The following is a 22,851-nucleotide window of genomic DNA, read 5'->3' as shown; positions in this document are numbered from 1 at the left end:
CCTAAAGTCAGGCAAGGAAATGTCGTGGTCGTTACCGTCATGGCCAGCCCAGACCAAGCCCTCCAGTCTCAGGAACGGCGGCGTCAGACCCTCGTGGAGTCGCTGCGCCACCGCTACGCCGCTGCCCAGAGTCGGCAGGATCCGCTCGCCAAGCAGGGACTGTTCAAGGAAGCCGTTTACCTGAACATCCTTCCGGGGGAGTTCACTGACCCCGCCTGAGGCGAGGGCTCAGGCCAGGGCAGGCTCCATCCCGCGCAGACAGGTGGCCAACTCCTCCCGCAGGGCCAGGAAGGGTGGCGACACTCGCAGGTGGGCCATGTTGCCGTGGTCCAGATCCACCTGGACACTGCGCACGATCCGCCCCGGCCTGGGCGCCATGATGTGGACCCGCTGGGCCAGCAGCAGCGCTTCCTCAAGGTCGTGGGTGATCAGCAGCGCCGAGAGGCCCGTGCGTTGCCACAGCCCGTGCAGAAACTCCTGCATCGACTCCCGGATCTGCAGGTCGAGGGCGCCGAAGGGCTCATCCAGCAGCAGGATCTTGGGCTGGGCGGCCAGGGCGCGGGCGATGGCGACGCGCTGCTGCATGCCCCCCGAGATCTCCCGGGGTCGCCGCCGGGCCGCATCGGCCAGGCCCACCACCTCCAGGAAATAGCCCGTGCGCTCGCGGATCTCGGGCCTGCTGAGCCCCTGCAGTTCCATGCCGAAGGCCACGTTCTGGGCGGCCGTGAGCCAGGGGTAGAGGCTGTACTTCTGGAACACCATGCCGCGGTCGGAACCAGGGCCGCGCACGGGTTGGCCGTCCACCGTGACCACCCCAGCGCTGGGGTGGTCCAGGCCAGCCACCAGGCGCATCAGGGTGGATTTCCCGCAGCCTGAGCTGCCCACCAGGGCCACGAATTCACCGCTGTTGACGCTGAAGCTGATGTCCTCGAGCACACAACTGGCGCTGCGGCCCACCCCGAACACCTTGGACACCTGATCGACAACGAGCTGCATCGGTTCGGTGGTCAGTTGGCCCAGGAGCAGGCTCGCCGCATCGTGAAGCGGAAGCCCAGATCGATCAGCAGCCCGATCAGCCCGATCACAATCAGGCCGAGAAAGATCTGATCGGTGCGCAGAAAGCGCTGGGCCAGGCTGATGCGTTTGCCCAGGCCTTCGTTGGCGGCCACGAGTTCCGCCACGATCACCAGGTTCCAGGCGGCCGCCATGTTGATCCGGTAGGCATCCAGCACCTGGGGGGCGATGCAGGGGGTGATCACCCGCAGCAGCACCTGGGAGGGGCGGCCCCCCAGGGTGCGGGCTGTTTCGATCAGCTCGTTGGGAACGAACTTCACCGCATCCATGATCATCAGGGTGTTGAAAAAGAGGGTGCCGATGAAGATCAGCAGAATCTTGGGCAGTTCACCCAGCCCGAAGTAGATGATCAACAGGGGGATGAAGGCCGGAGCCGGCATGTAGCGGATCAGGCCCATCAGCGGCTCCAGCAGCCGGTTGATCAAGGTGCTGGTGCCCATGGCGATCCCCAGGGGCAGGGCGACCAGCGCCGACAGGCCGAAACCGGCGAACACCCGTCCCACACTGGCCAGCAGGTCGGCCCAGAGCAACCCCTCCCGGGCCTGGCTGCTGCCGGCGGCCAGCACGGCCGAGGGGCTGGGCAGAAACAGGGGATCCACCACAGCAGCCGCTGTCACGGCGCTCCAGATGGCCACCACGGCCAGGATCCCCACCAGCCCCAGCACCCAGGGGTGCAGGGCCAGTCGCCGCAGACGAGCCCGGTTCACGGGGTCTTCGCCGCTTCCACGAACTGCGCCGCGAACAGGCCATCCAGGTCGGGAGGACTGGTGGCCAGCCCCACGTCCTGCAGGAACGTGCTGATCTGCTCCGCCGCGAAGGGCAGGGAGGCCATGGTGGTGCCCGGTTGCAGCGCCTTGAGGTTGTCCTCCAGGCTGAAGATCGTGGTGCCGGCGTCGTACTCCTTGTACTCCGCCTCACTCACGCCTGCCCGGGCACTGAGGATGGCCAGGGAGGGCCCGGGGTTGGCCTTGATTTCAGCCAGGGTGGCGAACCAGGCATCCACCACCTTCTGCACCTTTTCAGGGTTGTTGGCCACAAACTCGGTGCGGCACACCAGGTGGTCGCTGATGGCGCCGGGGAAGTCGGCCGAGGAGAACAACGTGGTGCTGCCGGCGCGCTTCAGGGCCTGGGTGGTGAAGGGAGCAAACACGCCGACCGCATCCACCTGGCCGGCCACGAAGGCGGCCGCCGCCGCGCCGGTTTCCAGTGGCACGAAGGTGATGTCATCGGCGCTGAGGCCGGCCTGCTCCAGGCCCAGCAGCAGCAGGTAGTGATCCACCGTGCCCTCTTCGGCGGCCACCTTCTTGCCCTTCAGATCGGCAAGGCTGGTGATCCCTTCCGCCACGATGATCTGGTCGTTGCCGGTGGAGTTGTCGTTGGTGAGCACCACCTGCAGCTCGGCGCCGCCGGCGATCGAGCTGATCGTGTCGCCGAGGGTCTGGCTGTTGCAGTCGAGCTGGCCGGCGTTGAGGGCGTTGATCGAATCGAGGTAGCCGTCAAACCACTGCAGCGTCACCGGCAGCCCGAACAGGCCCTTTTCCTCGGTGACTTTCCAGGGGATCCAGCCGGGCCAGGCGCTGTAGCCGATCCGCACCGGCGCATCGGAGCCGCCGCCGCCCTGGCCACCGCAGGCGGTGAGGGCACCGGCGCCTAGGCCGAGCAGGAGCAGGGTGGCCAGCAACCGGGTGCGGGAGCGGCGGAAGCGGCGCGGGGGGTTGGGGGTGGTCATCGGGGTGGAAGCGGAATGGGTGCTGGAGGCGGGGCAAGGGGCCCTGGACGTTGACGAAGGCGTAGATCACCGAGGCGACGCCCTAGGTGGGGCGGGCTGGGCCCAGGACTGGGAAGTTCGGGAGCTCATGGACTCACCAGCGCCGGCACTTCGGCCATAGCCGGGGCAGCGGCCTTGGCAGCGTCTGCCCTGCGTGCCGCAGCCAGCTGTTGCCGCTGCTGCTCCAGCCAGGCGTGCCAGGCATCCAGGCCCTCTCCATTGGTGGCCGACACCCGGATCACGGCGCAGCGGGGGTTCACCTGGCGGATGTGGGCTTCGATCCGCTCCACCGACACCGGTAGGTGGGGCAGCAGGTCGGTCTTGGTGATCAGCACGCAGTCGGCCTCCCGGAACATCACCGGGTACTTGAGCGGCTTGTCCTCCCCTTCGGTGACGCTGAGCAGCGCCACCTTGCGGTGCTCGCCGATGGCGAATTCGGCGGGGCACACCAGGTTGCCCACGTTCTCCACCCAGAGCAGATCGAGGCCGGCGGGATCGAGGCGCTGGCCCAGCAGCCGGAGGCCGCCACGCACCATCGCCGCATCCAGATGGCAGGCGCGGCCGGTGGTGATCGGCACCACCGGCACCCCCACGGCCTGCAGCCGCTCGGCATCGAGCTGGGTGGTCATGTCGCCCTCCAGCACCGCCATGGCGTAGGTGCCGGCCAGCTGGGCCAGGGAGCGCTCCAGCAGGGAGGTCTTGCCGGCGCCGGGGCTGCTCATCACGTTGAGGCAGAGCAGCTGCCAGGCGTCGAAGTGCTCGCGGTTGTGGGCGGCCTGATGGTCATTGGCGGCCAGCAGGTTGAGGCCGAGGGTGTCTTCCAGGGGCATGTGCATGGCGATCAGCGGCAGGGGGCGAGGTGGGACGAGGATTGGCCAGAGAGGCTGTAATCAATCGAGCGGATCTTCAGCTCCCGGCCCTGCACGATCTCCTCCATCGGGTGCTGGCAGCAGGGGGAGCGGTAGCCCTGCTCGGAACTGGGCGCGTAGGTGCCGTTGCAGAGCACACAACGGCCCAGCAGGGGCACCGATTCGATCGCCAGCCGGGCTCCGGCCAGCCAGCTGGACTGCACGGCCACCTGCCAGGTGGTCACCAGCTGCTCGGGCTCCACGCAGGTGAAGCTGCCCACCAGCAGGTGCACGGTGGTCACCTTCGGCGTGGCCGGAGCGTGGCCCCGCTTCCACTCCTCCATCGAGAGCAGCAGGCAGCGGGTCATGTCGACTTCATGCATGACTCACCTCCACGTCTGATCGACCTGCATGTTGCAGGCCTCATGCAGCCAGGCCGGCTTCTGTTGGCGCGGCAGCTGGCCGCTCACCACCAGGTGGGCCATGGTGTCGCAGATCACCCGGGTGGCCATCAGGGAGGTCATGTCGCTGATGTCGTAGGGGGGCGACACCTCCACCAGCTCCAGGCCGCAGACCGGCACGTTGCGCACGATCAGCTCCAGCAGCTTGAGCGCTTCGCGGGGCAGCAGGCCGCCGGGTTCGGGCCAGCCGGTGCCGGGCACGAAACCGGCGTCGATGCAGTCGATGTCGAAGGAGATGTAGACGCAGTCGGTGCCATCGGTGGCGCGCTCGATCGCGTACTGGGCGGCCGCCTCCAGGCCCATGTCGCAGATATCGGTGACGGTGAGCACGTTGGTGCCCCGCTCGCGGCACACCTTCACCCCTTCGCGCGGCACCTGCCAGCCGCCGATGCCCAGCTGCACCAGGTTTTCGGCGGGGGCGTTGGCCATGTTCGTGGCGTGGAACCACGGACAGGTGTGCATGCGTTCGTCGAGGTCGATCTCCTGGGTGTCGACGTGGCGATCGAAGTGGATGATGCCCACCTTCTTGTCGCCCAGGTGGCGGCACACCCCCCGCACGGTGGGAAAGCCGATCGAGTGATCGCCGCCGAGGATGATCGGGAAGGCGCCGCTGGCGAACACGTGCGCCACGCCCTTGGAGATCTGATCGAAGCTCTTCTCGTTGTTGGCAGGAATCGTGAAGATGTCGCCCACATCGCAGAGCCGGATCGACTCACGCAGGTCGACCCCCATCTCGTAGTTGTAGGGCGTGTAGAGGGCCGAGATGCGGCGGATGCCCTGGGGGCCGAAGCGGGTGCCGGGCCGGTAGGTGGTGCCGGAATCGTGGGGCACCCCCAGGATCGCCACATCGAATTCGCCGACGCGGTTGACGTCTTCGATGTAGGGCGCCTTCATGAAGGTGTTGATGCCGGCGTAGTGGGGCAGCTCGCCGCGAGAAAAGGTGGAGATGCGCCGGTCAACGATGCTCTCAGCCGCCTCCAGCCCGTAGCGCAGGCCCTGGTCCACCTCCTGCTGCCAGCCGGTGAGCGGCAGGCGGGCTTCCTTCTCCAGGGCTTCGGCGCCCTGGCGGCCAGTAGCCGCTGTGGTGCGGCGGTCAAAGGCCCCTTCAGGGCCTGGCGATGCGGTCATGGCAGAACACGGAGGTGGGGGTTGCGGTCTCCCGGGCTTTTATCCCTCCGTGCAACCGGGTGACCCCGGTGAGCTTCTCTCGGACCAGACGTCTCTCCAGCAGGACCATGGGGCCATCGCTGAACGAGACCGGAACCCTAGAAACTGCTTCCGCCCCAATACCCTCTCCCAGGTGTTGGCTGAGCGTTGTGGTGATTGTTACCGGGGCTCGAAGCCGGCGCCAGCTCAGCCCTGCGCTGCCGATCCCAGCATCTGATTGGGCTGCACCCAGCGATCGAAGTCTTCCCCGCTCAGCTCTCCCAGCACCAGGGCCGCTTCCTTCAGGCTGAGGCCCTGCCGGTGGGCGTGGCTGGCAATGGCGCTGGCACGGTCGTAGCCGATCACGGGGGTGAGGGCCGTGACCAGCATCAGGCTCTGGTCGAGCAGGGTGGCGATGCGTGCCTCATCGGCCCGGAGGCCCTCCAGACAATGCTGGCGGAAGGCGGTGCAGCTTCCCTGCAGCAGGGCGATGCTCTCCAGCACGTTATGGGCGATCAGGGGCTTGAACACGTTCAGCTCGAAGTTGCCCTGGCTGGCGGCCATCTGCACGGCGGTGTTGTTGCCCATCACCTGCACCGCCACCATGGTGAGGCTCTCGCACTGGGTGGGATTCACCTTGCCGGGCATGATCGAGCTGCCCGGTTCGTTCTCAGGCAATACCAGCTCACCAAGGCCGCAGCGGGGTCCACTGGCCAGCCAGCGGATGTCGTTGGCGATCTTCAGCAGGGATCCGGCCAGCACGGTGAGGGCTCCGTGCAGGGCAGCCAGGGGCTCATGGCCCGCCAGCGCCTGGAACTTGTTGGGGGCACTGGTGAACGGCAGCGCCAGCCGGGCCGAGAGCCGGGCGGCCACGGCCTCACCAAAGCCCGCCGGAGCGTTGAGACCCGTGCCCACGGCGGTGGCGCCGATGGCCAGTTGCCTCACCTGGGGCAAGGTGGCGGCCAGGCTCTCAAGCCCCAGCTGCAACTGGGCCGCATAGCCGCTGAACTCCTGGCCGAGGCTGAGCGGCACCGCATCCTGGAGGTGGGTGCGGCCGATCTTGACGATGCCGCTGAAGGCTGCCGCCTTCTGTGCCAGCTCCTGCTGCAGAGCCTTCAGCACCGGGATCAGCCCCCGCTCCAGCTGCAGCGCCACCGCCACATGAAGGGCAGCCGGGAAGGTGTCGTTGCTCGACTGGCTGAGGTTCACATGGTCGTTGGGGTGTACCGGTGCCTTGCTGCCCAGCACCCCGCCACAGGCTTTGATCGCCCGGTTGGCGATCACCTCGTTGACGTTCATGTTGGTCTGGGTGCCGGAGCCGGTCTGCCACACCTTCAGGGGGAATTCGGCATCGAGCTCGCCCCGGGCCACCTGCTCGGCCGCCGCCACGATCAGGTCGGCAAGGTGAGGCGTGAGCTTGCCCTCGGCGGCGTTCACCTCGGCGCAGGCGGCCTTGAGCTGGCCGAAGGCGTGCACCACGGCCAGGGGCATGGCCTGCCCGAAGGGGAAGAAGTGGATCGAGCGCTGGGTCTGGGCGCCCCAGTAGTGCTCGGCCGGCACGGCGAGGCTGCCGAGGCTGTCGCTCTCCAGCCGCGTGGCGGGGCCATCGATGCTCATCGCCCGCTCAGCACCTCGGTGTTGAGCTCGTTGAAGCTCATGCTGCCGCTGCTCTTGAAGCTATCGGGCAGCTCCAGGCCGGTGGCAAGGCTCACCGCTGGATTGATCCGATCCAGGCCCACCTGCCCCTCCTCATCGAGCAGCACCTGGCCATCGCCATCGAGCACCACCACCTGGGGGGTGTGGCCATGCCAGTAGTAGGCCGGATCCGAAGGCCCCGTGGTGGGACGGTTCTGCAGGGGATCGGTGACCAGGGGGATCAGCTCGATGCTGGTGCCCCAGAGCCGCTGCAGCTCAGACACCACCGGCGCGAAGGCCTTGCTGGCGCTGTCGTCATCGAGGTAATAGACCACCAGGGCCGGCCTGTGCTCCTCCAGGGTCTTGGCCAGGCTGGTGCGCGGCGGCACCAGGGAACCGTTGCCGGCATAGAGGGCGTAGATGTTGCCGTCGTAGCTGTTGGTGGTGAGGGCCGCCTGGGCGGGAGCACCGCTGAGGCCAAGACCCAGCCCCAGGGCCAGGACCAGGCTCAGGGCAGGGCCCAGCAGTGTCCTGAGCAGGGAGCACCGCTCGCCGCTCAGGTGCCATGCGCCTGGCCGGGCCGCTCGCGGGCGGGCATCCCGGCCTGTGACTGTGCGTTGCATCGTTGACATCGGGGCCCCGGCGATGGGCCCATTGTGAAGGGCCGATGGTGCCGGCCTGCGCGCGGGCTAGGGGTTGCTGGGCCGCCGGCCCATCCCCTGCAGGATGCCCCTGCCGATCAGCCCGATCGCCCGGCCCACCACCTGGGTGAGCAGCACCACCACCAGGTTGCCGAGCCCCTGGATCAGCTGGCGCAGCTGAGGGGCCACGGCGTCGCGGCTTTCCAGGGCCAGCGTCACCAGTTGCTGCAGGGGACCGAGCCGGCGCAGCTCCCCGTCGCGGGGTTCCACCAGGTGGAGGGTGGCGATGCGACCGGCTTCCACGCAGAGCAGCTGGCGGCGGCTTTCGTAGATGGCGATCGGGCGCTCGAACCACTCTCTCCAGCGCTGCTGGGCATTGAGCTGGTTGCGCAGCCGCTCCAGGTTGCGGGTGGAGAGCAGCTCGGGTCTGAGTAGGTAGCGGCGCAGCTCCGGCCAGGCGCCGCAGCAGCTGAGCACCTCCGCCGCCAGCAGTTCGGCGGTACGCATCAGCCAGTTGGCCACCAGGCGTTCCAGGTGCAACAGGGCCTGGAGCTCATCGGCGGCCACCAGTTGGCCCTCCACCAGCAGCGGCTGGGCCAGCACCAGGGTGGCCAGCATCGCCTGGGCGTCCGGCAGCTCGGGGTCGCTGGCCGCCAGATCACTGGTCTGCACCAGGGCCGTGGCCACCGGTTCGAGCGTGCCCAGGCGGGGGAGCTGCACGTAGGGGCTGGCCATGCTGCGCAGGGCCTGCTCGCGCAGCTGGGGCTGCAGTTCGAGCCAGCGCTGCAGCAGCGTGTTCGCCGCGCCGGGCTCGTCGGCAAGCTGGCTGCGCAGACTCTCGAGCTGGTCCAGCAGGGCCAGGAGCAGGTCGCGGCAGCGCTGTGGACTAAGCCCCTCGATGGCCAGCAGCTGACCGCTGCGGTTGTCGAGTCCAGGGCCGATGGCCGTCTCCAGCCGCAGGCGCACGGCCTGCCAGATGCCGGCGGCGTTGCGCTGCTGCAGGGTGAGACTCGTGCCCCGGCCGGGGTTGGTGGTGGACGTGGGGGGCGGTGTCTGCTGCTCCGGCAGGCCCCAGGCCAGGCTCACCGGGCCCCAGATCAGCAGCAGCAGCTGGCGGGCACAGGCCAGTTCCCGCACTCTTCCCTCCAGGATCCAGCGCTGCAGGGGTGCCTGGGGAGGCGGATCCAGCAGCCGCAGGCAGAGGGCGCTGGCGGCATCGATCTGCTCGAGGCCGTCGAGCAGGAGGCGCTGGCCCAGGCCCGTGCCCCAGCCGCTGCCCATGGCTGCTGCACCGCCGGCGGCCTGGTTCGAGCGGGCGGGGTTGGCGGCGTCGCCCGGGAGCGTGGGGGCCTGCAGCTGCAGCACCCGGCCGCCGGCCCGCAGGGTGCGGATCGCCTCCAGCAGCTCGTCGCTGCCTGGGGCCTCCAGCAGCCCGTGGACCCCCAATTGCAGCAGTGATGAGGCGGCGATGCCATGGCCCGCAGCCAGCAGCAGCAGCAGGGGCGCAGGCCGCCATCGCTCCCGCAGCAGCAGCGACTCGCGGCTCAGGTCGGCTGCCGTGGTGGCAGCCGCGGGGCGCCAGATCACCAGCTGGGGGGCCCCCACCAGTTCGGAGGGGTTCGTGACCACCACCAGGTCATCGCCATGGTCCTGGATGAGGCGGATCAGTCCGCCGGCCACCAGGGGTTCAGCGAACAGCAGTAGCTGCGGAGTCACGCACCCAGGCCCTGGTGATGGCCCAAGGTAACGGCCTCAGCCACGGAGATCCACAGGCTGATCGGGGCTGCTGCCGCTGGGGCGACGACCGGTGAGGTTGAGGGTGTACGACTCGATGCGGTAGCCGGTGGACCGCTCGATCTGCTCCAGCAGTTCGGCGGGCAGGGCCACATCGAGATCCTCGATGGCCCCGGAATCGAGGCAGGTGATGTGGCTGTGGGGATCACTGCGGTAGCCGTAGAGGCGGCCACTGGCGCGGTCGAGGCACTCGATCACTCCTGCCGATTGCAGCGCTTCCAGATTCTGATAGACGGACGTGTGGCCGATGTTGCGGCCCAGGTCGTTGAGCTTTTCGAAGATGTCGCGGGCGCTCAGATGGCTTTTCTCGGCCCAGAGCAGATCCAGCACCATGCGCCGTTGGCGGCTCAGCCGCATGCCCAGATCCCTGCAGCGTCTGTACACCGCTTCGGCGCAGTCAGGCACGGCCTTGGTCTCAGGCTCGGCCAACGTGCCTGTCAGAGCTGTCTGGGCCGCCGTGCTCAAGCGAACCACCTGGAAGGGAGCATCTCTGTTATAGGCCAACCCACAAGTGGTCCGTGTACGCCCAGGCCAAGGCGCCATGGCTGAGTCAGCCAGGCTCAGGCGATCGACGCGCTTTCCGGTGGGGTCGTCACGTCCTGAAGCCTGCCATCGGCCACGGCGGCCATCGCCTCAGCCAGGTCGACACGGCCGTCGTAGAGGGCGCGGCCCAGGATCACCCCCTCCACCCCCAGGGGCACCAGGCTCAGCAGTGAGAGCAGGTGCTCCAGGCAGCCGACGCCCCCGGAGGCGATCACCGGAACCGCACTGGCCTCGGCCATGGCCCGCAGGGCCTCCAGATTCGGGCCGGCCAGGGTGCCGTCGGTGGCGATGTCGGTGCTGATGATCGCCGCGATGCCGATGCCGTTGAAGCGCCTGGCCAATGCTGTGGCTTCCAGACTGCTGCCATCCAGCCAGCCGCGGGTGGCCACCTTGCCGTCACGGGCATCGATTCCCACCACGATCCGCCCCGGATGACGGCGGGCCAGCTCATCCACCAGCTGCGGCTGTTCGGCGGCCACCGTGCCCAGGATCACCCGGTCGAGCCCACAGGCCAGCAGCTCCTCGGCCCGCTCCGCCGTGCGCACACCGCCCCCCAGCTGCACCGGGATCGTCAGGGCGGCGGTGATCGCCTTCACCACGGCGTCGTTGAGTGGGGTGCCGGTGCGTGCCCCATCCAGATCCACCAGATGCAGCCGCTGGGCGCCCTGGGCCTGCCAGCTCAGGGCCTGGGCCACCGGATCGCCTGAAAAGCGTGTCACCTGGTCGTAATCCCCCTGGTGCAGACGCACGCAGTGCCCGTCCAGCAGGTCGATGGCGGGAATGATCTGCATGGGGCGCCGCAGCTGTTGCCAGCCAGGCTGCCAGAGCCGCCTGTCCCGCAGCTGCTGCAGCGGCACCAGCAGCCGCAGGCTCGGATCCAGCACGGCGGCCAGCTCCACGGCGCGGCCGGCGGCCCTGCCCCGCTGGCCCACCAGGGCGAAGTGGCGATAGCCCCGGGTGTCCTGCGGCGCAGCGGGCTGGGCGGTGTAGGCCTGGCTCAGGCGCATCGGTTCCACGGCATCGGAGCGGGGGGGGGCTGGAGGGGTGAGCCTGGAGAATGGCGCTCCAGTTGCGCAGCAGTGCCATGCAGATCCTCGTCATGGGCGGAACCCGTTTTGTGGGCAAGCCCCTGGTGGAGCAGCTGCTGGCCTGCGGCCATGAGCTCACCCTGTTCACCCGTGGCCGCAACCCGGTGCCGGCCGGCCCCCGTCACCTGGTGGGGGATCGCAGCGACCCGGCGGCCCTGGAGCTGCTGGCCGGCGAGCGCTTCGATGTGATCGTGGACAGCTCCGGCCGCAGCCTGGAGGATTCCCGCGCCGTGCTGGAGCGCACCGGCCCCCCCAGCCATCGCTTCGTCTATGTGAGCTCGGCGGGGGTCTATGCCGATTCCGAGCTCTGGCCCCTTGATGAGGATGCCCCCACCGATCCGGCCAGCCGCCACGCCGGCAAGGCGGAGACCGAAACCTGGCTGCGCCAGCAGGGGATTCCCTTCACCAGCTTCCGGCCCACCTACATCGTGGGTCCGGGCAACTACAACCCTGTGGAGAGCTGGTTTTTCGATCGGATCCTGCATGGCCGGCCCCTGCCCCTGCCGGGCGACGGCAGCACCATCACCCAGCTGGGCCATGTGAAGGACCTGGCGGCCGCGATGGCGCGCTGCATCGAGGTGGAGACCGCCACCAACCGCATCTACAACTGCACCGGCAGCAAGGGCGTGACCTTCCGGGGGCTGGTGGATGCCGCAGCCCGGGCCTGCGGCCAGGATCCCGCCAGCGTGGACGTGCGCAGCTTCGATCCCGCCGGCCTCGACAAGAAGGCCCGCAAGGCCTTCCCGCTGCGGCTGGCTCACTTCCTCACCGACACCACCCGGGTGCGGCGCGAACTGGCCTGGGAGCCCGTCTTCGACCTGGAGGCCACCCTCAACGACAGCTACAGCCACGACTACGCCCTGCGGGCGCCCGGCACCCCGGACTTCTCCGCCGACGAGGCCCTGCTCAGCGGTTCAGCCGCGGCGCAGGTAGCCCCAGGCTGAGCTCAGGGCCAGCAGCAGGGAGGGCCAGAAGAGCCACCAGCCCAGCGGCACCAGCAGCGCCTGGCCCGGCCAGGGCCAGAGCAGCAGCAGCAGGCTGCTGAACTGCAGCACGGTCTTGAGCTTGCCGGCCAGGGAGGCGGGGCCGCCGCCGCCCTGGCCGGCCCGCCAGCCGGAAATCAGCAGCTCGCGGGCCAGCAACAGCCACACGGCCGCCAGGGGCAGCACCCCCTGGGCCCCGAGCCACAGCAGCGGCGCGCTGATCAGGATCTTGTCGGTGAGGGGATCGAGGCGGGCACCCCACACCGAGCCGCCGCCGGCGCGTCGGGCCAGCGCTCCATCGGCCCAGTCGCTCAGCCCCCCCAGCAGCAGCAGCAGCCAGGCCAGCACGGGCTGGCCCGCCAGCAGGGCCAGCAGCAGGGGGAGCCCCAGCACGGCCCGCAGCACGGTGAGGCCATCGGCCAGGCGTCGCATCCTGTTGCCCTTCATCCCGGCTCCCGGCCACAGGCTCAGAATGGCCGACACGCCGCTCCAGCAGCCCATGGTCCAACAGTCGGTCTCCGCCGTGATGAGTAGCCCGGTTCTGAGCGTGGCGGTGGACACGCCCCTGCAGGAGGCGGTGAAGCTGATGAGCGAGCACCACATCGGAGGGCTGCCGGTGGTGGATGGGGGCGGCGCCCTGGTGGGCGAGCTCACCGAACAGGACCTGATGGTGCGCGAGAGCGGCTTCGATGCCGGCCCCTACGTGATGCTGCTCGATGCCGTGATCTACCTGCGCAATCCCCTGCAGTGGGACAAGCAGGTGCACCAGGTGCTGGGCAGCACCGTGGGCGAAGTGATGCGCCCCAGCCCCCACACCTGCCCGGCCGAGCTGCCCCTGCCGGCGGCGGCCCGCCAGCTGCACGAGAGCAGCACCCAGCGGCTGTTTGTGGTGGATGGCGGGCACCGCCCCGTGGGCGTGCTCACCCGCGGGGATGTGGTGCGGGCCCTGGCCCAGGCCGGTGCCTGAGCGGTACGGCTTGGATCGAGGAGCTTATTGAGAGGGCATGAGAACCATTGCCGCTAAAGGCGTCAATGAAGGGCGTGGTGCCTCTCGCTAGTGCAGCCGCTAGTGGCACTGGTTCTCAACAAGGACGGCTTATTGCAGATTTCTACTCGTGGGAGTGTCACAACTGTTGACAATGCCCAGAGTTGACCTGATGACTGGGGCAGGGCAAACGGGGGTTCCCCTGATTGCAGAGAGGTAGTGCGTGACACCTGGGGCCAGCCCCAACTTTCTTCAGCGCCGCGTGGGGTGCGCCGAAGCTTGTGGACCACAGAGGTGTCTCACAGCCTGCTCAGCGCCGCATCCAGTCCCTCTGTGACGGCCGCCAGAAAGGGCAGATCCAGAGTCTCGATCGTGTCGCTCATCTGGTGGTAGTTGGGGTTGCGCATGAACGAGGTGTCGGTGACCATCACAGCGTCGTAACCCGCGTCCCAGAAGGGGCTGTGATCGCTGAGGCGTACATCAGGGATGGCACGGCCGCCATTGGGCACCGGCAGCACCTTGGTCTTCACGTGCTGGCCCATGCCCTGCGCCAGCTGGGGAAGGGTGAGGGCGGCCCCGGCGTTGCCCACCACGGCGATGAAGTCGCCCACATCGCCATAGATCCGCTGCATCGCCGGCAACGGGTAGTCCTGGCTGGGGCTGGTGTAGCCGAGCATCTCCAAGCTCACCATCAGCCGTAGTTTCTGGCCGCTCTGGTGGAGTTCTCGGGCCAGGGCCTTGCTGCCCAGCATCCCCCACTCCTCCTGATCGAAGCCCACGATCCAGACAGGCCTCCTGGGTGGATCAGCGGCCCAGCGCTGGGCAAGGACAAGCAGGGCAGCAACGCCGGTGGCGTTGTCGTCGGCGCCGATCGATTGCAGGGGCCCGTCGTAGTGGGCACCGATCAGCAGCGGATCAAGGCCGGGCTCCTGGCCAGGCAGGCGCAGGATCAGGTTGGTGCCGGCCTCGCTGCCCTCCTGGAAGCGGTGCTCCTCCACCTCCCCGATGGCAGCCAGCTGCTCGTGGATGTAGGCGCGTACGGTCATCAGCCCAAGCGGGTCCCACTTGCTGTGACGGGGCCGGGCGAGCTGATTGAGGTGAGCGCGGAGGCGCGAATGGAGAGGAGATGGCATCGTCAGCTGTGGCATTGATTCCCTCGCAGACCGAAGAAGAACACCGCCTCATCGTTCTGCTGTCTTTCGGCTGATTCAGCACCCATTGGGCAGGAGGTGCGCGCTCAGCAGCTGCTCACTGCTCGACGGCCACTGGCAGCAGGCTGAGCTGGGCGGCATCACCGAGGCGGTGGTAGTGGTGAAACAGGTTGGCGTAGCTCTGCTTGCCCACCCCGGCAATCGCCGCCAGCTGACGGAAACGCGCAGGAACAGCAGCCTCCAGCAGGGCGGTACGCACCTTGCCCTTGCAGAACGGCGGCAGCTCTCCGCTTTGGTGATCGCGCCCGTAGGCGTTGAGCATCACGGCCTCGGTGCCCTCGGCCGCTGCGGTGTCGCTGCAGAGGTAGACGGTGAGATCCACCAGCTCGCCCAGGTGGCGGTGGATCAGGGGCTCCACCTGCTGCCAGTCCAGTCCGCCCCGATCACATCCAAGGCGGGGCAGCGCCAGTGAGGTGATCGCGGGGCTGCCCTTGCGGTAGTTGGCGGCGAGATAGGCCAGGCCCTGCTCGATCCACTCCAGCCGGGAGGGAAAGCGCCAGTGCTGCTTGGTTGGGAAGTTGAGCACCCTGCTGTAGGAGCAGCCGCTGATGGCAAAGAGATAGGGCCGGCCGATCTGGACGCTGCCGGCCTTGCAGCGCAGCTGGTAATCGGCCGCCAGATCGGGGTGGCGCAGCCCAAACTCCAGCGCCAGACCCGCACCCATCACCCCGGTGCAGTTCACCGTGTTGGCGACCACCGCGGCGCTGGTGTTGAACACAGAGGCAGAGGTGTGGAGGATCATGAGAAGAACAGCTCCTGGTCGTCATCGACCTGGCAGTGGGCAAGGTCGGCCGGGTTGAGCTGCCTGGCGAGGGTTCGCAGCGCCGAGGGCTTCTGCAACCACACCTTGCGGATGTGTCGCGGTGCGAGGCTGCCGTTCACGAGCACTACGGCCATGGTGCGGCGGCGCTGATCGCGCGCGGCATCGTGCCAGGAAGAGCAGTGAATCGCCTGCCAGTCCAGGGCCTGGAATGCGGCGGGGTCATCGGCATTGAAGAGCCTGGTGTCGCTGCTGGAGGCGATGCCATCGGCCACCAGGCTGGCGTGCCACTGGGCCGGTTCACCGCTGATCTCCAGGATCGCCAGCTCACCGCTGTGCCCGTGCTCTCTGAGAGTGCAAAGAAGGCGGTAGAGCATCGGGTTGCGGGGATTGAGAAACAGCTGCACGTAGCGATGGAGGTCAACGTCCGAGGCATCCACGCGGCGGTGGGTGCGGCGTGCCTGGCAGCCAGGGTCAGAGAGATCGACATAGGGCAGTGCCTGGGCATCGATGCGCTTACGGCTGAGCAGACCGCGTCGGGCGATGCCGGGAACGTTGTCGAGGTGGGTGAGGTGAAAGAGTTTGCGGATGGTCATCGACAGGGCGGGAGACTCTGTCGACCTGTCGTTAGGGCGTGGCGGAGTTGATTCCGCAGCCCTGCTCGATCAGCTGCCGGCGCAGGCTGATGATCGCTGCGGGCGTCTTCTGCATCGGAGCAAAGAGCAGCTCGGACGCCAGGGCGCTGCGGCCCTGGAGGGCCTGGGCCTCGATGAGCTCCAGCCTTGGAGCTTGATCAGCCAGCAACTTCTCTGCCCGCTGCTGCTCGGCGGCGGCGGCAGCCTGCAACTCGACGGAGGCGAAGTCGGCTCCGGCTGCACCCTGGGGCCGCAGCCGCAGCGTGACGGTCTCGCCGGGCTGGAGTGGCGACAGAGGCCAGGGGATCGCTCCTGTGATCGGGTGGCTAGAGGAGGCGCGCCGCCCCCAGAGGATGCGCCCGTCCCGTTCCAGCCGAACCTCATTGAGGGGGCCTGCTGCCAGCAAGGCGGGGGTGGGGCTGCTGACGACGGCGGTGGCTACGCCATCAGCGCGCTGGCGGAAGCGGGGTGTGATCAGACAGAGCTGGCCCGCGCTGCCACTGCGGCTGCCGCCGACGGCCTGGCGCGGGTTGTAGCCGATCAGTTCGCGCAGCTTCTGCAGCAGGGTCGCCTGGTTCTGCGCAGGGGCCTCCGGCAATGGCAGGGGCCGCCGCATCGGTGGTGACCGGTGCTGGGACAGGTGATTGGCCCGAGCGGCTGCCGTGGTGAGGGTGAGGAGCAGGCAGAGCAGCATCCCGGTGGGACGGCCAATGGAGATGGCATGGGTAAGGCGTGGGGCGGTCATCTCAGTCACGTCTCAGCAGGGTGGTGGTGGAGAGGGCAGCGAGAGGAAGGACGATCGGGATCAGTAACCGCTGGCTGACCGCCACCTGAAGACTGATCGGAATCGTGAGTGCCGCAGTGCCGATCAACCAGAGCAGCCGCCGACGACGCTGGGGGTAGGCGGCTGCCAGCAGCACCCCCAGCCCTCCGGCCAGGGCGGTGGATGCGGGCAGGGAGAGGGGTGTGAGCCAGTGGCGCAGCGAGAGGCTCTGGGCCATCACCGCCTGCACCAGAGCCCCGGGGATGGCATCGCTGGAGCCCCCCCAGAGCGGCAGGAGATGGCGGATGGCACCGGGTGCCCCGAACAGGTCGTGCTGATCGGCATCAATCGTGCCGTCAGTTCCCACCAGCAGTGCCGCAGCCTGCAGATCCGCCAGGTCAGCGACGCTGACGATGCGGATCAGGGGGTGCCAGTCGATCGACCAATCGATCACTGAATCGGCAGGCATGCGCGGATCAGCGATCCCACTGAAGACAGCCGCGAAGTTCCGCTCGTTCACCTCCCACAGCAGCCGCAGGGGCAGTGGCTGGAGAGCGCCATTGCCTCCTGGGGTGCCGACACCCAGATCACGCGCCATGAGACCGGCCTCAAGCAGCTCGGGCTGGGGCATTGATTTCTTTCCTGCTCCACGGGCCTGTGCATCGGGGTTGAGCCAACCAGCCACCACCACCTGGCGGGACTGACGACGGAGCACATCTGCAAGCTCAGAGGCGCCAGGCGCCGGTTCATCGAGAACCACATCCAGAGCCACCATTGGCACGGCACCTACAGGAGTGCGACGCAACACCTCCGCCAGGGCGGAGCGTGCCACCCGGCCCGGTGTGGGCTGAACACCAAGGGCTGGGTAGGAGCGGCGCTCATCGAGGAGCAGCACGGCCAGGGGAGACCTTCTGGGTCCGGGCTGGCCTGTGACCTGCCGCCAGAGCCGCTGCACATACAGCCTGCGATCCAGCAGATAGGTGCTGAGCGGGTTGTCCGGCCTCAGTTCAGCGGCTGTCGCCAAACCGGCCAGCGCCAGGGCGGCAATGGCCTGGCGGGCCTGGCTTGTGGTGAGGCGCAGGCGGAACTGTCGGCGCCGGCTGAGCGGAAGGACCAGTTCGGTGGCACTCCCGGCGCACATGGCGCTGAGGAGAAGATCGCAGCCCGCAGGGCCACTGTCTGAGAGGCCCTGACGCACCCGCTCAAGGGCTGCCGAGAAGCTCAGGCCCTTCTCCATTGCCGCCAGCAGCTGAGAGAAGGCCAGCGACGCTGCACGGGTGGGCACGACCTCCCGGAAGCAGAGCGCCCAGGGGATGCCGGCATCGGTGCAGCAGCGGGCCAGATCCATGCCCGAGCAGCTGTTAAGCAGCACCAGGGCCAGCCCGTGTGCGCTGGACTGCCGCAGTTCCTGGGCAAGGGCATGGCCTCCTAGCCAGTGGCCATCACCAAGTTGCAGCCGCCCACCTCCCTGGGGATCGCCTGCGGAATGGCCAAGGAAGACGAGCACATCCCAGCCTTGCCTTCCCCCAAGAGCGGTGCGCAGACCGGCAAGCGTGGAGGCCTGGCCCCTGAGGATGTGGAGGTCAATCCTGCCCTGGCGATCAAGGCGCTCCAGCACTGTGATGTCAGGGTCCAGATCGAGTCCTTCCTCCTGTCCCACCAGCAACAGCAGCCGTGGACAGCGAACACTCCGGCGCCTGCCCACGCCGGCGGGGAGCGCTCCGGGGCCATCCAGCCGCCAGAGCGGCCGCTCCAGCTGCAGCAGCTCCCACGGCAGGCGCTCGATCAGCGGCATTGCCGGATCGCAGCGCAGCCGCAGGGGGACTCCCGGCAGGCGCTCCAGCACGCGCTGCAGGGGAATCCAGTCGCTTTGCTGTAGCCAGGCTTCCATGGCGGCACTCAGGCGGTAGCTGTAGCCGCGTACCACTGCTGACGGGACCTCCGGGCCTGCGGGGTCGTGATGGATCAGGAACCGCCGCAGCCAGGCCTGATGCAGGCCAGCCCAGGGCTGATTCAAAGTGTGTCACAGGCGGCCTGGTCGGGGCTGTCAGCATGGGTTGAGGTCAGCGGAATCGCGCTCTTCCTGTGCCCGAAACCGCTCTTCCCGCCACTGATCTCGACCTGATCAGCTTTCACGCACTTTCGCGGTTGGGCAGGTGGCGGCAGAAATATTCTATCTGGTCGGCGTAGATATTGGGCGTCGCCGCCTCGACCGTGGCCGGCAGGTTGAGGATGATCGGATGATCGGGCGTGGGCTGGAGCACCTCCATCACAGCGGCGCAGACTTCGATGCTGAAGTTCAGTTCGGCGGTGGAGAAGGTTTCAGGGCTGTACTGGAAATGCCAGTCGGTATCCGGACGCTTGCCCGCCTCGTCGCGCATCACCTTGGCCCCGGCAACGGCGATGGCCTTGACCTCGTCCTTGCTCATCCGGAACACGATGTCGCGCCACGCTGGGGACACGGCGTTGTAGAGGTGGACGATCGCCGCCCGCGCGCCATCGAGGCTTTCAAAGCTGGTGCGGATCAGGTCTTCGCGGCTTTGGGTGAGCACCTGCACGGTCACGTCGTCAGGGATATCGCCCGAGCGCACGAGGCCGGAGATGAAATCGAACTCGGTCGCGCCCGCGCTGGGGAAACCGACTTCGATTTCCTTCACGCCGACTTCGATCAACAGGTCGAAGAAGCGGCGCTTTTTCACCGCGTCCATCGGGTCGATGATCGACTGGTTGCCGTCGCGCAGATCGGTCGAGAGCCAGCGTGGGGCCTTTTCGATCAGGCGCGAAGGCCACTGGCGGTCGGGCAGGTTGATCTGGCCGAAGGGGCGATATTTTACGGAAGGATCCTTGAGCATGGACATGGAATGAGGCTCGTCGCGAAAGGGAAGGTCAGGCTGCGGCGTGTCACCCTTGGGAGCAGGGCCGCGCCAGTCTGCCGCGCGACGACCTACGCCCAAGGGCGCATAAGTCGAAGCAGTGCGAGTGCGTTCCGCGTCATGGCGATTGTCTTTGCCGATTATTGCGCGTGGTGCAAGCCGGTAATCATGCGGTGCCTAGCCGCAGCGCGCGTCGCGGATGATGTTCTGCTCGTCCAGCATCAGGCTGAGGCGCGGGTTGGTGGGATCGGGATTGACATAGCCGCCGCTGCCGAAGGCGACAAAGCGCAGGTTGTCGCTGCGGCCGAGCGCCGCGACAATCGCGGCGCGGGTGCTCTCGTCGGCGGGCTGGCCGATAAAGGGGCCCATCAGGTTCGCGCCGCAGGTCGCCGAGGCGGGATCGGTCTGCGTGCCGGGGACGAAGACACCGGGGGCAGCACCGGGCTTGGGTTCGGCCACGGTCGGCGCGACCGTGCCTTGCGCTGCGGGGGTCGCCGTGCCGTTCTGGTTGATCCTTGCGGCAAAGCTGTCGGCGCTGTTGGCGGCAGGCTCAGGCTCGCTTCCGCAGGCGGACAGCGCGAGTGCGAGGGGCAGGGCGAGGAAAGCAGGCGAAAGCTTGGTCATGGTACGGATCCGTCAGCAGGTTGAGCCTGCCTCAAGGCGCTTTTCGTTACCTGATTATGACACGGGCCTGTGTCGGAGCCTGTCGCGGGTCAGTTGATTGATCCGCGTCACCCCCATCAGCCGCATGCCCCTTTCGATCTCGTCTTTGAGAATGCCGAGCGCGCGTTCAACGCCCTCCTGCCCGGCGGCGGCCAGCGCATAGAGATAGAGCCGCCCGCCCGAAGCCGCCGTCGCGCCGCTGCACAGGGCCTTGAGCACATGGGTACCGCGCCGCACGCCGCCATCGCAGATGATCTCGATCTGCCCGCCCACCGCATCGACGATTTCGGGCAGCTGGTCGAAAGGCGCGCGGCTGCCATCCAGCTGCCGCCCGCCGTGGTTCGAAATCATGATCGCATCCGCGCCGATATCGACCGCGCGCCGCGCATCACCGGCGCTCATCACGCCCTTGAGGACGAAAGTGCCGCCCCATTGCTGCCGGATCGCTGCCGCCGTGTCCCAGTCCATCGCGGTGTCGAGCATGGTGTTGAAATATTCGGCGATGCTCACCGCCTTGTTGGTGCCTTCGCTGACATGGGTGTCGAGATTGGGCAGGCGGAATTTCTCGCGCAAGAGGTAATCCAGCGTCCAGCGCGGGCGGGTGGCATAGCTGAGCACGCTCGCCGGGGTGAAGCGCGGCGGGGTGGTGAAGCCGCTGCGCAGACAGCGTTCGCGCTTGCCCGAAACGATGGTGTCGACCGTCAGCGCCAGCGCATCGAACTTCGCGGCCTGACAGCGTTCGATCATGTGGGTGTTGAGCCCCTTGTCCTTGTGGACATAGAGCTGGAACAGCTTGGGGCCGGTTGTGAGCGCGGCGATCTCCTCGATGCTGCGCGTCGCAAGGCTGGAGATGCCGAACCACAGACCGAATTTCTCGGCGGCCTTCGCCACTGCGGTCTCGCCCTGCCAGTGGAAGGCGCGTTGGACGGCGGTGGGGGAGAGCATCAGCGGCAGCGCCGATCGCCGCCCGAGAATGGTGCAGGAGGTGTCGATCACCTCCACCCCCGCCAGCACGTCAGGCACCAGATCGACGCCCGCGAAGGCGGCGGTGTTCCGCGCTTGGTCAGCTCGTCATCCGCCGCCCCGTCGATATAGTCGAACACGGGGAAGGGCAGGCGGGCTTTTGCCAGCCGCCGGAAATCGTCGATATTGTGGCAATCGGACAGGCGCATGGGTGCAGCGCCTGCCCGATTGGACGCAGAGTGTCGAGAGCGAGTTACTGCTTCTCGAAAGCGACGCTGATGTCGAGTTCGACTTCATCGCTGACGAAGGGAATGCCGTAGTTCACGCCGAAGTCCGACCGCTTGATCTCGGTCTCGGCTTCGAAGCCCACGGTTTCCTTCTGGTTGAACGGATTGGTGCCCGCGCCGGTGAATTCGGCTTCGAAGGTGACGGGTTTGGTCACGCCGTTCAGCGTCAGGTTGCCGGTGATGGTCGCCGTGGTCTTGCTGGTCTGCTTGACGCCGGTCGAAACGAAGCGGGCCGCAGCAGGGGCGGGGCCAAAGAAATCGGGCGCCGCGCCATCCTTGCCGGGGCGCAGGAGGTGATCGGTCAGCCCCTTGCTGGCGGTGGTGACGCTGGCGACGGGGATGGTCACATCGACCTTTGCCGAGGCGATATTGGCCGGATCGAGCATCAGCGTGCCTGCAACATCGCCGAAGATGCCGTAATAATCGTTGAAGCCGAAGTGGTTGACTTCAAAGGCGATCAGCGAATGGGCAGGGTCGGCGGCATAGGTGCCGCCGGTTACCCGCGCGGGCTCCACGGCTCCGGGAATCTGGGCCGCACCTTGCGCAAACAGGGCAGGGGCGGCAGCGATGCCGCCTGCGGACAGGACAGCGGCGGCGGCAAGAGCAAGGGCAGTTCGGTTCATCGGATCAGGTCTCCATCAGGGGGCTTGCCCTGCAAATGAGCAAGCCCCCGGAGAGTTCCGACGCGTCAGTTCTTTGCCTTGTCGACCAGCTTGTTGGCGCTGATCCACGGCATCATGGCGCGCAGTTGGGCCCCGGTCTGCTCGATCGGGTGCGCCTCGGCCTGCTTGCGGGCGGCCTTCAATTCGGGCTGACCGGCGCGGTTGTCGAGCACGAAGTTCTTGACGAAGCGGCCCGACTGGATGTCGGCCAGCACGCGCTTCATTTCGGCCTTGGTTTCATCCGTGATGATGCGCGGGCCCGTGGTGATGTCGCCATATTCGGCGGTGTTCGAGATCGAATAGCGCATGTTGGCGATGCCGCCTTCATAGAGCAGATCGACGATCAGCTTGGTTTCGTGGAGGCACTCGAAATAGGCCATTTCGGGGGCGTAGCCGGCTTCGACCAGCGTCTCGAACCCGGCCTGAATGAGGTGGGTAATCCCGCCACACAGCACGGCCTGTTCGCCGAACAGGTCGGTTTCGCATTCTTCGCGGAAGTTGGTTTCGATGATGCCGCTGCGCCCGCCGCCGACGGCAGAGGCATAGGCGAGGGCGACATCATGGGCGCTGCCGGAAGCGTCCTGATGGATCGCGATGAGGCAGGGCACGCCGCCGCCCTTCACATATTCGCTGCGCACCGTGTGACCCGGCCCCTTGGGCGCAATCATGATGACGTCGATGTCGGAGGGCGCTTCGATCAGGCCGAAATGGATGTTGAGCCCGTGGGCGAAGGCGAGCGCGGAGCCGGGCTTCATGTGGCCCTTGAGGTCGTTCTCCCAGATCGCCGCCTGATGTTCATCGGGCGCGAGGATCATGATGATATCGGCCCATTGGGCGGCTTCGGTGTTGGAGAGCACCTTGAATCCCGCGGCTTCGGCCTTCTTCGCGGTGGCCGAGCCTTCGCGCAGGGCGATGGCGACTTCGGCGACGCCCGAATCGCGCAGGTTCTGGGCATGGGCATGGCCCTGCGAGCCATAGCCGACGATTGCGACCTTCTTGGGCTTGATCAGGTTGAGATCGGCGTCGGCGTCGTAATAGACTTTCATTTCTTCTTCTTTCCACGTCGTC

26 protein-coding genes, 1 pseudogene and 1 riboswitch are annotated in these 22,851 nt (G+C 67.5%); of the genes and pseudogenes, 3 read left to right on the top strand and 24 right to left on the bottom strand.

Annotation, left to right across the window (positions count from 1 at the left end):
- Window positions 1-24 precede the first annotated feature (24 nt).
- Window positions 25-219, top strand: a complete 195-nt coding sequence (locus tag IQ220_RS09630; protein WP_370566413.1) for a hypothetical protein — start codon at window positions 25-27, stop codon at window positions 217-219.
- A 9-nt stretch (window positions 220-228) separates the two neighbouring features.
- On the opposite strand, the gene IQ220_RS09625 is transcribed toward IQ220_RS09630, so the two are convergent.
- The 12 genes and pseudogenes from IQ220_RS09625 to IQ220_RS15770 all read right to left on the bottom strand — a co-directional run.
- Window positions 229-996 (bottom strand): ABC transporter ATP-binding protein, encoded by a 768-nt coding sequence (locus IQ220_RS09625; protein ID WP_193914664.1) that lies wholly within the window; start codon window positions 994-996, stop codon window positions 229-231.
- A gap of 11 nt (window positions 997-1,007) precedes the next feature.
- Window positions 1,008-1,781, bottom strand: coding sequence for an ABC transporter permease (locus IQ220_RS09620; protein WP_186699409.1), 774 nt, complete (start codon window positions 1,779-1,781; stop codon window positions 1,008-1,010).
- Complete coding sequence (locus IQ220_RS09615) at window positions 1,778-2,803, bottom strand: ABC transporter substrate-binding protein (RefSeq protein ID WP_186699411.1); 1,026 nt, start codon at window positions 2,801-2,803, stop codon at window positions 1,778-1,780. The genes IQ220_RS09620 and IQ220_RS09615 overlap by 4 nt, the downstream gene beginning before the upstream one ends.
- A gap of 125 nt (window positions 2,804-2,928) precedes the next feature.
- A complete protein-coding gene (hypB, locus tag IQ220_RS09610; RefSeq protein ID WP_193914662.1) occupies window positions 2,929-3,678 on the bottom strand; it encodes a hydrogenase nickel incorporation protein HypB in 750 nt (249 codons plus the stop codon).
- A 5-nt stretch (window positions 3,679-3,683) separates the two neighbouring features.
- Window positions 3,684-4,058 (bottom strand): hydrogenase maturation nickel metallochaperone HypA, encoded by a 375-nt coding sequence (locus tag IQ220_RS09605; protein ID WP_370566412.1) that lies wholly within the window; start codon window positions 4,056-4,058, stop codon window positions 3,684-3,686.
- 18 nt (window positions 4,059-4,076) lie between these two features.
- Complete coding sequence (speB, locus tag IQ220_RS09600) at window positions 4,077-5,279, bottom strand: agmatinase (RefSeq protein ID WP_193914658.1); 1,203 nt, start codon at window positions 5,277-5,279, stop codon at window positions 4,077-4,079.
- A gap of 26 nt (window positions 5,280-5,305) precedes the next feature.
- Window positions 5,306-5,431: riboswitch (guanidine-I (ykkC/yxkD leader) on the bottom strand.
- 73 nt (window positions 5,432-5,504) lie between these two features.
- The gene (fumC, locus tag IQ220_RS09595; protein ID WP_193914656.1) at window positions 5,505-6,914 is read right to left on the bottom strand and encodes a class II fumarate hydratase; all 1,410 of its coding nucleotides are present in this window, start codon (window positions 6,912-6,914) and stop codon (window positions 5,505-5,507) included.
- Window positions 6,911-7,555, bottom strand: a complete 645-nt coding sequence (locus tag IQ220_RS09590) for a thylakoid membrane photosystem I accumulation factor (RefSeq protein ID WP_193914654.1) — start codon at window positions 7,553-7,555, stop codon at window positions 6,911-6,913. Before IQ220_RS09590 ends, fumC begins: the two co-directional genes overlap by 4 nt.
- Window positions 7,556-7,621: 66 nt before the next feature.
- On the bottom strand, window positions 7,622-9,289 hold the full coding sequence (locus IQ220_RS09585; protein ID WP_193914652.1) for a DUF3685 domain-containing protein: 1,668 nt from the start codon (window positions 9,287-9,289) through the stop codon (window positions 7,622-7,624).
- Between the two features lie 36 nt (window positions 9,290-9,325).
- On the bottom strand, window positions 9,326-9,724 hold the full coding sequence (locus tag IQ220_RS09580) for a transcriptional repressor (RefSeq protein ID WP_193914929.1): 399 nt from the start codon (window positions 9,722-9,724) through the stop codon (window positions 9,326-9,328).
- A gap of 203 nt (window positions 9,725-9,927) precedes the next feature.
- Entirely contained in the window at window positions 9,928-10,701 is a 774-nt protein-coding gene (gene hisA / locus IQ220_RS09575; protein ID WP_228009113.1) for a 1-(5-phosphoribosyl)-5-[(5-phosphoribosylamino)methylideneamino]imidazole-4-carboxamide isomerase, read from the bottom strand.
- A 27-nt stretch (window positions 10,702-10,728) separates the two neighbouring features.
- Window positions 10,729-10,917, bottom strand: a pseudogene (locus IQ220_RS15770) (TIGR02450 family Trp-rich protein); the annotation flags it as partial.
- Between the two features lie 77 nt (window positions 10,918-10,994).
- On the opposite strand from IQ220_RS15770, the gene IQ220_RS09570 reads away from it, so the two are divergent.
- Window positions 10,995-11,942 (top strand): NAD-dependent epimerase/dehydratase family protein, encoded by a 948-nt coding sequence (locus tag IQ220_RS09570; protein WP_193914924.1) that lies wholly within the window; start codon window positions 10,995-10,997, stop codon window positions 11,940-11,942.
- On the opposite strand, the gene IQ220_RS09565 is transcribed toward IQ220_RS09570, so the two are convergent.
- Window positions 11,913-12,413 carry a CDP-alcohol phosphatidyltransferase family protein gene (locus tag IQ220_RS09565; RefSeq protein WP_370566430.1) on the bottom strand — a complete coding sequence of 167 codons (501 nt, stop codon included), beginning with the start codon at window positions 12,411-12,413 and terminating at the stop codon, window positions 11,913-11,915. The genes IQ220_RS09570 and IQ220_RS09565 overlap by 30 nt on opposite strands.
- A 94-nt stretch (window positions 12,414-12,507) precedes the next feature.
- Between IQ220_RS09565 and IQ220_RS09560 the strand changes: the two genes are divergently transcribed.
- A complete protein-coding gene (locus IQ220_RS09560) occupies window positions 12,508-12,948 on the top strand; it encodes a CBS domain-containing protein (RefSeq protein WP_186699427.1) in 441 nt (146 codons plus the stop codon).
- A 317-nt stretch (window positions 12,949-13,265) separates the two neighbouring features.
- On the opposite strand, the gene IQ220_RS09555 is transcribed toward IQ220_RS09560, so the two are convergent.
- From IQ220_RS09555 to ilvC, 11 genes are all read right to left on the bottom strand, one after another.
- Window positions 13,266-14,012 (bottom strand): M28 family peptidase, encoded by a 747-nt coding sequence (locus IQ220_RS09555; protein ID WP_228009092.1) that lies wholly within the window; start codon window positions 14,010-14,012, stop codon window positions 13,266-13,268.
- A 202-nt stretch (window positions 14,013-14,214) separates the two neighbouring features.
- A complete protein-coding gene (locus tag IQ220_RS09550) occupies window positions 14,215-14,919 on the bottom strand; it encodes a macro domain-containing protein (RefSeq protein ID WP_193914647.1) in 705 nt (234 codons plus the stop codon).
- Window positions 14,916-15,533 carry a DUF4433 domain-containing protein gene (locus tag IQ220_RS09545; RefSeq protein WP_193914645.1) on the bottom strand — a complete coding sequence of 206 codons (618 nt, stop codon included), beginning with the start codon at window positions 15,531-15,533 and terminating at the stop codon, window positions 14,916-14,918. Before IQ220_RS09545 ends, IQ220_RS09550 begins: the two co-directional genes overlap by 4 nt.
- 31 nt (window positions 15,534-15,564) lie before the next feature.
- The gene (locus IQ220_RS09540; RefSeq protein ID WP_193914643.1) at window positions 15,565-16,317 is read right to left on the bottom strand and encodes a hypothetical protein; all 753 of its coding nucleotides are present in this window, start codon (window positions 16,315-16,317) and stop codon (window positions 15,565-15,567) included.
- Between the two features lies 1 nt (window position 16,318).
- Complete coding sequence (locus IQ220_RS09535) at window positions 16,319-18,262, bottom strand: CHAT domain-containing protein (protein ID WP_193914641.1); 1,944 nt, start codon at window positions 18,260-18,262, stop codon at window positions 16,319-16,321.
- A gap of 205 nt (window positions 18,263-18,467) precedes the next feature.
- The gene (locus IQ220_RS09530) at window positions 18,468-19,193 is read right to left on the bottom strand and encodes a hypothetical protein (protein ID WP_228009091.1); all 726 of its coding nucleotides are present in this window, start codon (window positions 19,191-19,193) and stop codon (window positions 18,468-18,470) included.
- Between the two features lie 192 nt (window positions 19,194-19,385).
- The gene (locus tag IQ220_RS09525) at window positions 19,386-19,832 is read right to left on the bottom strand and encodes a hypothetical protein (protein WP_193914639.1); all 447 of its coding nucleotides are present in this window, start codon (window positions 19,830-19,832) and stop codon (window positions 19,386-19,388) included.
- 54 nt (window positions 19,833-19,886) lie between these two features.
- Window positions 19,887-20,894 (bottom strand): alpha-hydroxy acid oxidase, encoded by a 1,008-nt coding sequence (locus tag IQ220_RS09520; protein ID WP_370566411.1) that lies wholly within the window; start codon window positions 20,892-20,894, stop codon window positions 19,887-19,889.
- Entirely contained in the window at window positions 20,864-21,043 is a 180-nt protein-coding gene (locus IQ220_RS15765; protein ID WP_228009090.1) for a hypothetical protein, read from the bottom strand. Before IQ220_RS15765 ends, IQ220_RS09520 begins: the two co-directional genes overlap by 31 nt.
- Before the next feature lie 44 nt (window positions 21,044-21,087).
- A complete protein-coding gene (locus tag IQ220_RS09515) occupies window positions 21,088-21,744 on the bottom strand; it encodes a YceI family protein (RefSeq protein ID WP_193914635.1) in 657 nt (218 codons plus the stop codon).
- 65 nt (window positions 21,745-21,809) lie between these two features.
- Complete coding sequence (ilvC, locus tag IQ220_RS09510) at window positions 21,810-22,829, bottom strand: ketol-acid reductoisomerase (protein WP_193914633.1); 1,020 nt, start codon at window positions 22,827-22,829, stop codon at window positions 21,810-21,812.
- Between the last annotated feature and the right edge of the window lie 22 nt (window positions 22,830-22,851).

The organism is Cyanobium sp. LEGE 06113 (assembly GCF_015207615.1).
This window is presented reverse-complemented; position numbering and strand designations above follow the sequence as displayed.

Bases quoted from the DNA above. Each gene is read 5' to 3' on its own strand.
- IQ220_RS09625 (WP_193914664.1), bottom strand. From the start codon at position 996: ATGCAGCTCGTTGTCGATCAGGTGTCCAAGGTGTTCGGGGTGGGCCGC.
- IQ220_RS09615 (WP_186699411.1), bottom strand. From the start codon at position 2,803: ATGACCACCCCCAACCCCCCGCGCCGCTTCCGCCGCTCCCGCACCCGG.
- hypB (WP_193914662.1), bottom strand. From the start codon at position 3,678: ATGCACATGCCCCTGGAAGACACCCTCGGCCTCAACCTGCTGGCCGCC.
- IQ220_RS09605 (WP_370566412.1), bottom strand. From the start codon at position 4,058: ATGACCCGCTGCCTGCTGCTCTCGATGGAGGAGTGGAAGCGGGGCCAC.
- speB (WP_193914658.1), bottom strand. From the start codon at position 5,279: ATGACCGCATCGCCAGGCCCTGAAGGGGCCTTTGACCGCCGCACCACA.
- fumC (WP_193914656.1), bottom strand. From the start codon at position 6,914: ATGAGCATCGATGGCCCCGCCACGCGGCTGGAGAGCGACAGCCTCGGC.
- IQ220_RS09590 (WP_193914654.1), bottom strand. From the start codon at position 7,555: ATGCAACGCACAGTCACAGGCCGGGATGCCCGCCCGCGAGCGGCCCGG.
- IQ220_RS09580 (WP_193914929.1), bottom strand. From the start codon at position 9,724: ATGCGGCTGAGCCGCCAACGGCGCATGGTGCTGGATCTGCTCTGGGCC.
- hisA (WP_228009113.1), bottom strand. From the start codon at position 10,701: ATGCAGATCATTCCCGCCATCGACCTGCTGGACGGGCACTGCGTGCGT.
- IQ220_RS09570 (WP_193914924.1), top strand. From the start codon at position 10,995: ATGCAGATCCTCGTCATGGGCGGAACCCGTTTTGTGGGCAAGCCCCTG.
- IQ220_RS09565 (WP_370566430.1), bottom strand. From the start codon at position 12,413: ATGCGACGCCTGGCCGATGGCCTCACCGTGCTGCGGGCCGTGCTGGGG.
- IQ220_RS09560 (WP_186699427.1), top strand. From the start codon at position 12,508: ATGAGTAGCCCGGTTCTGAGCGTGGCGGTGGACACGCCCCTGCAGGAG.
- IQ220_RS09555 (WP_228009092.1), bottom strand. From the start codon at position 14,012: ATGACCGTACGCGCCTACATCCACGAGCAGCTGGCTGCCATCGGGGAG.
- IQ220_RS09550 (WP_193914647.1), bottom strand. From the start codon at position 14,919: ATGATCCTCCACACCTCTGCCTCTGTGTTCAACACCAGCGCCGCGGTG.
- IQ220_RS09545 (WP_193914645.1), bottom strand. From the start codon at position 15,533: ATGACCATCCGCAAACTCTTTCACCTCACCCACCTCGACAACGTTCCC.
- IQ220_RS09540 (WP_193914643.1), bottom strand. From the start codon at position 16,317: ATGACCGCCCCACGCCTTACCCATGCCATCTCCATTGGCCGTCCCACC.
- IQ220_RS09530 (WP_228009091.1), bottom strand. From the start codon at position 19,193: ATGTCCATGCTCAAGGATCCTTCCGTAAAATATCGCCCCTTCGGCCAG.
- IQ220_RS09525 (WP_193914639.1), bottom strand. From the start codon at position 19,832: ATGACCAAGCTTTCGCCTGCTTTCCTCGCCCTGCCCCTCGCACTCGCG.
- IQ220_RS15765 (WP_228009090.1), bottom strand. From the start codon at position 21,043: ATGCGCCTGTCCGATTGCCACAATATCGACGATTTCCGGCGGCTGGCA.
- IQ220_RS09515 (WP_193914635.1), bottom strand. From the start codon at position 21,744: ATGAACCGAACTGCCCTTGCTCTTGCCGCCGCCGCTGTCCTGTCCGCA.
- ilvC (WP_193914633.1), bottom strand. From the start codon at position 22,829: ATGAAAGTCTATTACGACGCCGACGCCGATCTCAACCTGATCAAGCCC.